The sequence below is a fragment of the Pontibacter beigongshangensis genome (assembly GCF_014332515.1).
Lineage (GTDB): Bacteria > Bacteroidota > Bacteroidia > Cytophagales > Hymenobacteraceae > Pontibacter > Pontibacter beigongshangensis.
Window position 1 is genome coordinate 1 of record NZ_VFSD01000002.1, and the last position, 11975, is coordinate 11975.

Genomic DNA, 11975 nt, shown 5'->3' on the forward strand with positions numbered 1-11975 from the left:
AAATACCGGATTGCCAGACGGTGATTTTCCCAGGACCTGGAGAAGGATAAAGTCTTTCTCACCAGCCGTGCGCACCTTTGGCGCAGGGTGTTGTTTAGCCGCTCCATCCTGGTGGTCTCTTTCTTGCCTTCCGGCTGGTGCTGCCCCTTTTCGAAGACAGCGCCATAGGCTTCCAGCCCGTCCGTGAAAACCAGCGCCTTCTCCCGGATAGCAGGTGGGATGCTCAGCCACAAACCTTTAGCTCCTTCCGTGTTGCGCTCTCCCAGGTGGAAACCCACCACCAGCCCTGTAGCCCTTTCTACTGCCAGCCACAGCCACACAGGGCAGTCTTTGGCACCAACAAAGCTCCATTGCTCATCTGCCTCCACACAAAGCAGCTCCACCTCTGTATCTGCCAGATTCCCCAGTGGTAGCTGCTCAGCTACTTGCTGCCAGAGCGCCTTGACGCGCGGCACCAGCCAGCCCAGGCCCACCTTGAGGATGCGGGCTATGGCTCGTAGAGAGAGCCGCTCCAACAGCAACTCCTTTAACAACTCATCACGGCCATAGAGCTTCTCCGGCTCACGTGCTACTGCTTGTCTTCGGCAGTGGCGGCACTTATAGTTCTGCTTGCCGTAGTAGCTTTTACCGTTTTTGACTATATTTAAACTATGGCAGTGAGGACAGGTGGTCATATAAAATAAAGGTTTGGCGATCTCTATTTTATAACACCTGCCTCTCATTGCTAATTCCGAAAAATACCCATCCTTACTTTTAATATAGTACCGAAAAAGCCTCCGGAGGACCTTTTTCATTCAAATAATTCAAGAAACCGCAACTTTTAACTTTTAACTCTTAACTAAAAAGCGTGATTCTCCTGACCGAACTACACTACCACCCTCCCATCGAATATTTCCGGCAGGTGCTGCTTGCCGACAGCATACTGGTGGAGCAGCACGAGAACTATAGCAAGCAAAGCTACCGCAACCGCTGCCACGTGCTCACCGCGCATGGCGTGCAGCCCCTGACCGTGCCCGTGCTCCGGGGCAACAGCAAAGACAAAACCCGCATCACCGACATAGAGATAGATTACAGCCAGAAATGGCAGCAGGTGCACTGGCGCACCCTGCAGTCGGCCTACGGCAAAGCCCCCTATTTTGAGTTTTACCACGATGCCCTGGCAGAGGTGTACGCCGAGCAACCGCGAAAATTATTCACTTTAAATATTAATTTGTTGCGGCTTTACTTAAAATTTCTTAAAATTAGTAAACCACTGGAGCTCACTCATTCGTACTTGTCTGTAGTGCCCGATAACGTGCTGGATCTGCGAAACCGGATTCATCCCAAAATCAATCCTGACAATTTGCGCGTAAAACCTTATTACCAGGTTTTTGGCAACAATTTTGCACCAGAGCTTAGTATAATTGATTTGTTGTTTACACAAGGGCCGGCAGCCGCAGCTTACCTGCAATAAGACAGAACCGCAGGTGAACAATTCATCTGCACCGCTTGTTTCATCAGTAAGGCAACAGTTAGCGCCTCAAATTCAGTTATAATTTTGACTTTTTAGAATAATTTTTAGAGTATACATGGAAGCTAAATTCTCAAACAGAGTGAAAGAGGTAATATCACTCAGCCGTGAGGAAGCTATTCGTCTTGGACATGACTACATCGGAACGGAGCATTTGGTGTTGGGCATGATTCGGGAAGGAGAAGGTACCGCTATATCCCTGCTGAAAAAGCTAGGTGTTTCGATAGATGAATTAAAGTATGCCCTGGAACAGGCTACCCGCAATACAGCTACTCAGAACAGTAACATAACCGGCAGTATCCCGCTTACGAAGCAGACTGAGAAGGTCCTGAAAATAACCTACCTGGAGGCAAAAATCTTCAAAAGCGATGTTATCGGCACCGAACACCTCTTATTATCCATCCTCCGGGATGAGGACAATATTTCTTCACAAATTTTATCGAAATTTAACGTGAACTACGAAGCAATAAGAGATTCTCTGGATTATCACAGCAATAATCCGCTTGCATCGTCAGATACTGACGATTCGGATGATTCCGACAAATTATTTGGCAGCTCTTCCCGCTCTGGCAGCAGCACGAGTAAGAAAGCCGGCGAAAAATCGCGTACGCCCGTGCTCGATAACTTTGGCCGCGACTTAACCAAGCTGGCCGAAGACGACAAGCTCGACCCGATCGTAGGTCGTGAAAAAGAAATTGAGCGTGTGGCCCAGGTGCTGAGCCGCCGTAAAAAGAACAACCCGATCCTGATCGGTGAGCCTGGCGTGGGTAAAACCGCCATCGCTGAGGGCCTTGCCCTGCGCATTGTGCAGAAAAAGGTGAGCCGTGTGCTGTTCAACAAGCGCGTGGTTACCCTCGACCTTGCCTCGCTGGTGGCCGGCACCAAGTACCGTGGCCAGTTCGAAGAGCGGATGAAAGCCGTGATGAACGAGCTCGAGAAGTCTCCGGACGTGATCCTGTTCATTGACGAGCTGCACACGATTGTGGGTGCTGGCGGTGCCTCCGGCTCGCTGGATGCCTCCAACATGTTCAAGCCGGCCCTGGCCCGTGGCGAAATACAATGCATCGGCGCTACCACGCTCGATGAGTATCGTCAGTATATCGAGAAAGATGGTGCCCTGGCCCGTCGTTTCCAGATTGTGATGGTAGACCCTACCACGCCTGAGGAGACCATGGAGATCCTGCACAACATCAAGGACAAGTACCAGGACCACCACCACGTAAACTACACCGACAAAGCCATTGAGGCCTGCGTGAAGTTGAGTGACCGCTACATGAGCGACCGTTTCCTGCCAGACAAAGCCATTGATATTCTGGATGAGGCAGGCGCGCGTGTGCACATCAACAACATCATTGTACCGGAAGATATCCTGAAGCTCGAAGAGCAGATCGAGAATATTAAGGTAGAGAAGAACCGCGTGGTGAAGAGCCAGAAATACGAAGAGGCTGCCCAGTTGCGCGACAAGGAGAAAAAACTGATCGACCAGCTCGAACAGGCCAAAAAGAACTGGGAAGAAGAGACGAAAAAGAAACGCTATACCGTAAAAGAGGAAAATGTGGCAGAGGTTATTGCCATGATGACAGGTATTCCGGTAAAACGTATCGCTCAGAACGAAGGCGTGAAACTCCTGAACATGGGCGAAGAGCTCAAAGGCAAAGTAATCGGCCAGGACAAAGCCATCGGTCAGTTAGTAAAAGCTATCCAGCGGACACGCGTTGGCCTGAAAGATCCGAAAAAGCCCATTGGCTCCTTCGTGTTCCTCGGCCCGACCGGTGTAGGTAAAACAGAGCTTGCCAAAGTGCTGTCTACGTACCTCTTCGACAAAGAAGATTCGCTGGTGCGCATCGACATGAGTGAGTACATGGAGAAATTCAGTGTATCTCGCTTGGTGGGAGCGCCTCCGGGATACGTGGGTTACGAAGAAGGTGGCCAGTTGACAGAGAAAATCCGCCGCAAGCCATATTCTGTGGTGCTGCTCGACGAGATCGAGAAAGCGCACCCCGATGTGTACAACCTGTTGCTGCAGGTGCTCGACGATGGTATCCTGACAGACGGTTTAGGCCGCAAGGTTGACTTCCGCAACACGATTATCATCATGACATCGAACATCGGAGCCCGCGACCTGCAGGACTTTGGTGCCGGTATCGGTTTTATGTCCAAGACAAAACAGGAGAACGTGGATGATATCATGAAAGGCACGATTGCCAGTGCCCTGCGTAAAACCTTCTCGCCGGAGTTCCTGAACCGCCTGGACGACGTGATCGTGTTTAACTCGCTGAACCGGGAGCACATGCACAAGATCATCGAAATCTCGCTTAGCAAGCTGTTCAAGCGTGTGGAGACACTTGGGTACACCATCCAGCTCACCAACGAAGCCAAAGACTTTGTGGCTGAGAAGGGATACGATCCTAAATACGGTGCCCGTCCGCTAAACCGAGCTATTCAGAAATATATTGAAGATCCGATAGCAGAGGAAATTCTGAGAGCCGAAATAAGCCATGGCGACACGATTGTGGTGGAGTATAAAGAAGGCGAAGAAAAATTAACCTTCTCCTCTAAGAAGTCTGACGGCAAAGGTCCTCAGAGTGCCTCTGATGAAGCTCCAGAGCCATCTAAATCTTCCGGTTCAGATAAGGCAAACGAGTAACACATAATTGGATTATTTAAAAAAAGGCTGCCCACTGAGGCAGCCTTTTTTTGTCCGTAAAAATCTCATTTTAGCAAGAAGTATACTCTTTGAGTGCATTATATTGTAATTTTGTTAAATTGAAACCTGGAAAACCATTTTGGAAGTTAACAGCTACGCTTTTTTAGCAGAAAGGCCTAGTTTTACCAAAGCCTGATGTTAGCTGGCAGCAAGCTATAACCGTTGGCTGCCGGCAATACGCAAAACAAAGCAACTGCCCCCTAATCGGGAAAGCAACATCCAGAACAGGCATTTGCCTATACAAATTACTGTAAATCATATTACATGGCCCAAAAAACCAGACAAAGCCAGACAGAAACGCTGGAGCGCAAAAACGCAGAGGCGCTGCTCGGCGGTGGAGAAGACAGAATTAAAGCACAGCACGCCAAGGGCAAGTTAACGGCACGCGAACGCCTGCACCTGCTCATGGATGAAGACAGTTTTGAGGAGATAGGCAAATTTGTGATGCACCGCTCCAAGGACTTTGGCCTCGACAAGCAGTATTTTCTGGGCGATGGCGTGGTTACCGGCTATGGCACCATTAATGGCCGCCTGGTGTATGTTTTCTCACAGGATTTTACAGTACTGGGAGGGTCACTCTCTGAAACGCACGCCGAGAAGATTGTGAAGATCATGGAACTGGCCATGAAAAACGGAGCGCCCGTGATCGGCCTCAACGATTCCGGCGGTGCGCGCATCCAGGAAGGCGTAGTGTCGCTGGGCGGCTATGCCGATATTTTTTACCGCAACACGCTGGCCTCTGGGGTCATTCCGCAAATATCGGCCATCATGGGCCCTTGTGCCGGTGGCGCCGTGTACTCCCCTGCCATTACCGACTTTGTGATGATGGTAGAGAACACCTCCTACATGTTTGTGACAGGCCCTAACGTGGTGAAGACGGTTACCCATGAGAACGTGACCTCTGAAGAGTTGGGCGGTGCCAGCACCCACAGCACCAAGAGCGGCGTTACCCATTTCTCCTGCGCCAATGAGGTGGAGTGCATCAACTACATCAAGAAACTGCTCAGCTATATTCCCCAGAACTGCGAGGAACTCCCGCCAGCCGTGCCCTACACCAGCAGTGGCAACGAGAGCCGCGAAGTGCTCAACACCATTATACCGGAAAACCCAAACCAGCCTTACGATATACGGGAGGTGATTGAGGGCATTATAGATACCGATACCTTTTTTGAGGTCCACAAAAACTTTGGCGACAATATTGTGGTAGGCTTTGCACGCCTGGCCGGCCGCAGCATTGGCATTGTGGGCAACCAACCTGCCGTGCTGGCTGGCGTGCTCGACATAAACGCCAGCACCAAGGCCGCCCGGTTTGTCCGCTTCTGCGACTGCTTCAACATTCCGCTGCTGGTGCTCGAAGATGTGCCGGGCTTTCTGCCGGGTACTGACCAGGAGTGGCGCGGCATTATTACCAACGGTGCCAAGTTGCTGTTTGCCTTCTGCGAGGCCACAGTGCCGCGCATCACGGTTATCACGCGCAAAGCGTACGGAGGTGCCTACGATGTAATGAACTCCAAGCACATCGGGGCCGACATGAACTTTGCCTGGCCCACAGCCGAGATTGCAGTAATGGGTGCCCAGGGCGCGGCCGAAATCATCTTTAAGCGCGAAATAGCCGAGGCCGACGATCCGGAGATAAAGCTGGCGGAGAAGGTAGAGGAGTACAAAAATAAATTTGCTACGCCGTACCGGGCAGCACACCGTGGTTTTATAGATGAGGTCATCACGCCCTCAGAGACAAGGTCAAAACTCATCAAGGCATTTAAGATGCTCGAAAATAAAGCGGTGCAGTTACCCAGAAAAAAACACGGCAATATTCCTTTGTAATAAATAACACGTTTTTCTCTATTAGAATTTAGAAATCTAACGTATGTATGTACCTGAATCGATTTCTACCATCTTTCTGACAATCCCCAATTATAATTTAGCATAAGCATGCGACAAGAATCTTTTGATTTTCTACAGAAATACCTGAACAACGCTTCTCCTACCGGCTTCGAAGCAGAAGGCCAGAAACTTTGGCTTGAATACATTAAACCATACATAGACGAATATTTTGTAGACACCTATGGCACCGTAGTAGGTGTCATAAACCCGGAAGCCGCATACAAGGTGGTCATCGAGGCGCATGCCGATGAAATTTCCTGGTTTGTGAACTACATCACCAACGAAGGCTATATTTATTTGCGGCGCAACGGAGGCTCCGATGCTGTTATCGCTCCTTCCAAACGCGTAAATATCCACACCAGCAAAGGCACCGTAAAAGCGATCTTCGGATGGCCTGCCATACACGTGCGCAAGCTCGAAAACGAAAAAGCACCAACCGTAGAAACTGTGTTCCTGGACTGTGGCGCCAGCAACAAAGAAGAAGTAGAGGCCATGGGCATACACGTAGGCTCTGTGGTGACGTTTGAAGACGAGTTTACGATGATGAACGAGAAGTTCTATGTAGGCCGGGCCCTCGACAACCGCATTGGCGGCTTCATGATTGCAGAGGTGGCGCGTATGCTGAAAGAAAACAATCAAAAGCTTCCGTTTGGCCTTTACATTGTGAATGCGGTGCAGGAGGAAATCGGTTTACGTGGGGCTGAGATGATTGCCCACCGCATAAAGCCGGATGTGGCCATTATCACAGACGTGACGCACGACACGCAGTCGCCAATGTACGAAAAGAAAACCAGCGGCGACATACACTGCGGCAAAGGCCCGGTGATAGCCTATGGCCCTGCCGTGCAGAACAACGTGCGCGACCTGATCATTACCACAGCGCAGCAAAAAGAGATTCCGTTCCAAAGAGCAGCCGTTTCACGTGCCACCGGCACCGACACCGATGCCTTTGCTTATTCTAATGCAGGCGTGGCCTCGGCCCTTATCTCGCTCCCCCTCAAGTACATGCACACCACCGTAGAAACCGTGCACAAAGACGACGTGGATAACGTGACAAAGCTGATTTACGAAACACTGCTGAAAATAGAGGATAAGCAGGATTTCCGTTACCTGAAATAGGCTTGTCTTTACGAAATCAAAAGCTCACAGCGCCAGCCAGTGCTGTGAGCTTTTGATTTTAGGACCTATGGAAAGATAATGCTAAACTACAGTAAGGCTCGCCAGCTTATCTGAATGCAGCATAATTTACTAATATGTCTCACTCCCGCGAGCTTTCAGCTCGTGGGTATAAGACTATAAACATGGCTTCTCCACTATTTCGGAAAAACTAGATTATTCTTTTTCACTTATAGAAAATTATAAAGCCTTATTATCTGATTTTTAATTTGGAGCAGTGGTCCTCGCGAGTTGAAAACTCGCTACATTTAAAACCACGAGCTGAAAGCCCGCGGCAAAAATAGTATTTTTCAAATAAGCTAATAAATAATAGACAATCCTGTCAAGATGTTAAACGCTCCAATTATTTGAATGAAAAAACCCCTCCCGAGGCTCTGCTGCTGCTTCCGCTACTGCTGTTCCTGAATAAAAGACACTGATTGCTACCGCCTATGAACTACCCCTGCACTTTCACCGACCAAATGGGTCACCAGATCACGCTGCCGCACCTGCCGCGACGCATCATCTCGCTGGTGCCGTCGCAAACGGAGCTGCTCTTTGATCTGGGGCTCGACGATCGCATTGTCGGCATCACGAAATTTTGTATTCACCCAACAGACCAGGTAAAGCAAAAGCCCATTGTTGGCGGCACTAAAAACTTCCACTTCGAGACCATAGCCCAGCTCCGGCCCGACCTGATCATTGGCAACAAAGAGGAAAACTACAAGGAAGGGATAGAGCAACTGCAGCAGGACTACCCAGTCTGGATGAGCGATATCTATCAACTGGAAGAGGCGCTGCAGATGATGCAGCAACTAGGGGAGCTCACATCAACGGAGCCAAAAGCGGCCGAACTGGTCAGCACCATAAAGAACCGTTTTGCAGACTTTACACCCGCTACACCCGGCATCTCTACTGCTTACTTTATCTGGCGCAAGCCTTATATGGCTGTAGGGGAGAATAATATTATAGACCATATGTTGCAGCGCTGCGGCTTCTCCAACTGCTTTGCCCACCTGGCCCGCTACCCTGAAATAACTACGGACCAGCTACGACAGGCTAACCCACTGTTAATTTTGCTCTCCTCAGAGCCCTACCCTTTCCGGGAGAAGCATATAACCGAGTTTCAGGAGTTGTGCCCGCAGGCGCTGGTAAAGGTAGTGGATGGGGAAATGTTCAGCTGGTATGGGAGCAGGTTGCTGCAGGCGCCGGCCTACCTGGAGCAGGTGATAAAAGAAGTGCAGCAGGAGTTAAGCCGATAATTTCTCAAACAGCACAGCGGCCCTGGCTGCCACCTGCCTGAAATAAGCCGCATCCTCCTGCACTTCTTCCCTGCTCTTCCCTACAACCGGGCGCAGGTTTAGTAGGTCTGTTAACTTGGTGAGTGCTATGATTTGCAGCAACCTCTCTCTTTCATTTTTCGAAGGCAGCTTTTCCTGCAGTTCTTGTTCCAGTTTCTGGAGAAGCATGTCCCGGAACTCTTTGTGCTCCACTTCCTCCTCATTCAGCAGGCGCACCACGGCAGCCACCGCTTCATCCGGTTGCACCGAGTGCATGGCAATAGAGATCAACTCGTCTGTGGCAGGCGGCGGGAGCTTTATCAGCAGCAGGTACGCGCCACCCTGTGCACCTGCCACCGCATAATATTTCATCCAGAAACGGCCGGTGGCAGCATCCCGATAAATACTGGCCCAGCCTCCTTCAGATGTTTCGACGAGCTCCAGCTTTTTCAGGAACACCTCTATAAGCCCGGCATCACCAAAAAGTTTTCGCTCATTCATTAATTCTATTGTTAGGTTCTACTGCTTCGCCACCCTGATGCTTCGTCAAATTAAAGATAAGAAATTAGAAATTATGATGGCACCAACGACCCCTCGTAACTCTTAATCCTTGGGCTTTGCCCGGTTTGAAGCTCTTTTGCAGGGAGCACATAATTCAAAAGATATATTGGAAGAGCATTAAGTACTTAGAAATTCCCTCTCCTGAATAAAAGTACAAGCATGCACGTACCTCAATTTTTAATTCCTAATTATACCAATCACTCCTCAAACTTCAGCTCAAACCCTACTTTCTCCAGGTCTTCCCAGAAACGTGGGTACGACTTGCGCACCACACGGGGCTCCTGTATGGTAGTGGGCCGCAGCAAAGCCAGGGGGGCAAAAGCCATGGCCATGCGGTGGTCTTCGTAGGTGCGGAAGGTAAAGCTCTCGTTCTCGATAAGCCCCAGCTCCAGCCGGAATACGCCCTCGGTCACTTCCTGCAGCGAGCAGCCAAAGCTCAGCACCTCTAGTTGCAGCGCCTGTATGCGGTCGGTTTCTTTGATCCGCAGGCTCTCCAGCCCTGTTAGCTCCAGCGATATGCCTTTGGCCGCACACAAGGCCACAATGGTCTGAGCCAGATCCGGGCAGTCAGAAAAATCGAAGGAGAAGTGATGCTCGTGCTGGCGTTTAATTAGCTTTACGCCCTGCTCTGTAAACTCGGTATAAACTCCCAGGTGCTCCATAATGCCGACAATGGCACTGTCGCCCTGGAAGGAGTGTTTGCGCAGGCCCGGCAGTTCAATCTCCGCCTCCTGTGCCAGCGCCACCAGGCTGTACCAGTAGCTCGCCGCCGACCAGTCGGGCTCTATGCTGTAGCTGGCAGCCTTGTAGGGCTGGTGCGGCACTGTAATGGTATTGCCTGTAAAATTTGCCTCCACACCAAAGTGGCGCATCAGCGAGAGTGTCATCTCGATATAAGGCCGTGAGCCGATTTTTCCTTCCAGCTCTAGCACCAGCCCCTCCGGCAGCATAGGGCCAACCATCAGCAACGAAGAAATGTACTGGCTGCTGATGTCGCTGCGTACCTTCAGTTTGTTGTTGCCGTTGCCTTTAAACGCATCGATCTTCATAGGCGGATAACCTTCCTCGCCCAGGTACTCTATACTGGCTCCCAACTCACGCAGGGCATCTACCAAAACTTTAATAGGTCGCTGGCACATGCGCGGGGTGCCCGTCATCACTTTCTGCTGCCCCGTTACGGCGTAATAACCTGTCAGGAAGCGCATCACAGTGCCGGCATCTTCGGCATTTATTTCTACTGCATCGCTTTTGAGCAGGCGCTGCAGCAGTTGGGTATCGTTGGCTTCTGAAAGGTTGTCGAGTTCAGAAGCTTCTCCGGACAAGGCGGCAATAATCAGGGCGCGGTTTGCCTCGCTCTTGGAGGCGGGCAGTTTTATGGCTCCTTTCAGGATGCCTGAAGGATGCGTGAGGGTAACAGATTTGGTCATAGCAATTGGTAGTAACGTAACGACTCCTGGATTTCGGCAAGCGTAATTGGTTGGTCGTATACAGCCTCCCCTATCTTTTTAAGCAAGGTGCAGTTTATGGTTGATTTTGAATTCTTTTTATCCTGAAGCGCCAGCGCAGCGATGTCCGTCAGATCATCATTATGCAGCTTCACCTTCTCATACACCGTCATCAGAAAAGTCTCTATCTGCTCCAGCTCCTTTTGCGAGAGCAGCCCTTTCTTTACAGAAAGCCAGGTTTCGCACAGCATGCCTACAGCTATGGCTTCTCCATGGAGCAACTCCCGGCCGGGCTTTTCCATCAGGTAGCTTTCCACGGCGTGGCCCACGGTATGGCCAAAGTTGAGCACTTTGCGGTAGCCGCCCTCCAGCGGATCGGCTGCCACTACTTTTGCCTTTATAGCCACCGAGTGCGGAATCAGTGTCTCCCAATCGGCTGAGAACAGGCCTATGTTACGCTGCTCCTCAAACTTGTCGCCATCCTCTATCAGCCAGTGCTTCACAATTTCGGCATAGCCTGATTTTACCTGGCGGTCGGGCAGGGTCTGCAGAAAAGCAGGGTTTATGAAAACGGCGCGGGGTTCTTTAAACACGCCGATATGGTTTTTCAGGCCATGGAAATCGATGCCCAGTTTTCCGCCCACGCTGGCATCTACCTGCGAGAGCAAGGTGGTGGGAACTTGTACAAAGTAAATGCCGCGCTTGTACACGGCCGCACAAAAACCACCCATATCACCGATTACGCCGCCGCCCAGGTTCACGAGCACCGCCCACCGATCGAGGTTGAAACTGGTCATCTGTTGCCAGATGTGCTCGCATGTTTGCAGGGTTTTGTTTTCCTCACCGCTTTTTATCTGGATCAGTTGGTGCTCCGGCAGGTGCTTATTCAGCTCCGGATAGCAATGGAGCAGGGTGTTTTCATCTACCAGCACCACCACTTTAGAGAAAGCACGGTTCTGCAGCAGCACCTCCAACTGCTGCAGGGCATCTTGCCCAATATGGATATTTTCTGTCACGCTCAGGCTACATTAAGGCATTAAAATGGCAAGCTACTCAAAAAGCTGACAAATCTGAAAGTATTCTCGCGCCAAAATAGCAATCCTTAAATTTTTCACCCTTTTTGCTGCCTTTCCATTAATAAGAAATTTTGACGGAGTGAATGACAGGATGAGGGAATAAATAAATTTAGCTCTTCAATTTTAAACTTATAGACTTCGACTTTACTTTCCGGAATCGTAAGTTGCATCACCTTGAGAAAAACGACACACGTATTACGTATCATGATACACGACATTTTATTATATGCATAAAAGGTAAAACAAATTCTGATAAGTGGTGTCGCAGTCTATATAAAGTAGGGCATGTGTCTTACGTCCTGTGTCTTGTGTCCTTCCTAAGGGCAGCAGAAGCGGCAAAGGCTCCGGAGGGCCATT

General features: G+C 50.2%; 9 protein-coding genes. 5 read left to right on the forward strand and 4 right to left on the reverse strand.

Features of this window, described 5'->3' with window-relative positions:
- Positions 1-674, reverse strand: a 674-nt coding sequence (locus tag FJM74_RS02130; protein ID WP_187260919.1) for an IS1 family transposase, incomplete at its 3' end; no start/stop codon positions are given.
- A 173-nt stretch (positions 675-847) separates the two neighbouring features.
- Between FJM74_RS02130 and FJM74_RS02135 the strand changes: the two genes are divergently transcribed.
- From FJM74_RS02135 to FJM74_RS02155, 5 genes are all read left to right on the forward strand, one after another.
- Positions 848-1453 (forward strand): WbqC family protein, encoded by a 606-nt coding sequence (locus tag FJM74_RS02135; RefSeq protein WP_317175524.1) that lies wholly within the window; start codon positions 848-850, stop codon positions 1451-1453.
- A gap of 115 nt (positions 1454-1568) precedes the next feature.
- Positions 1569-4157: an ATP-dependent Clp protease ATP-binding subunit gene (locus FJM74_RS02140; RefSeq protein WP_187260920.1), complete on the forward strand. Its 2589-nt coding sequence runs from the start codon at positions 1569-1571 to the stop codon at positions 4155-4157.
- 324 nt (positions 4158-4481) lie between these two features.
- Positions 4482-6041: an acyl-CoA carboxylase subunit beta gene (locus tag FJM74_RS02145; RefSeq protein ID WP_187260921.1), complete on the forward strand. Its 1560-nt coding sequence runs from the start codon at positions 4482-4484 to the stop codon at positions 6039-6041.
- A 108-nt stretch (positions 6042-6149) separates the two neighbouring features.
- Positions 6150-7220: a M42 family metallopeptidase gene (locus FJM74_RS02150; RefSeq protein WP_187260922.1), complete on the forward strand. Its 1071-nt coding sequence runs from the start codon at positions 6150-6152 to the stop codon at positions 7218-7220.
- Between the two features lie 488 nt (positions 7221-7708).
- A complete protein-coding gene (locus tag FJM74_RS02155) occupies positions 7709-8518 on the forward strand; it encodes an ABC transporter substrate-binding protein (RefSeq protein ID WP_241738909.1) in 810 nt (269 codons plus the stop codon).
- Here the strand turns inward: FJM74_RS02155 and FJM74_RS02160 are convergent.
- From FJM74_RS02160 to aroB, 3 genes are all read right to left on the reverse strand, one after another.
- Entirely contained in the window at positions 8507-9037 is a 531-nt protein-coding gene (locus FJM74_RS02160) for a hypothetical protein (protein ID WP_187260923.1), read from the reverse strand. The two genes, FJM74_RS02155 and FJM74_RS02160, sit on opposite strands and share 12 nt — an antisense overlap.
- A gap of 257 nt (positions 9038-9294) precedes the next feature.
- Positions 9295-10524 (reverse strand): 3-phosphoshikimate 1-carboxyvinyltransferase, encoded by a 1230-nt coding sequence (locus tag FJM74_RS02165; RefSeq protein ID WP_187260924.1) that lies wholly within the window; start codon positions 10522-10524, stop codon positions 9295-9297.
- Positions 10521-11558 (reverse strand): 3-dehydroquinate synthase, encoded by a 1038-nt coding sequence (gene aroB / locus FJM74_RS02170; protein WP_187260925.1) that lies wholly within the window; start codon positions 11556-11558, stop codon positions 10521-10523. Before aroB ends, FJM74_RS02165 begins: the two co-directional genes overlap by 4 nt.
- Positions 11559-11975 lie beyond the last annotated feature (417 nt).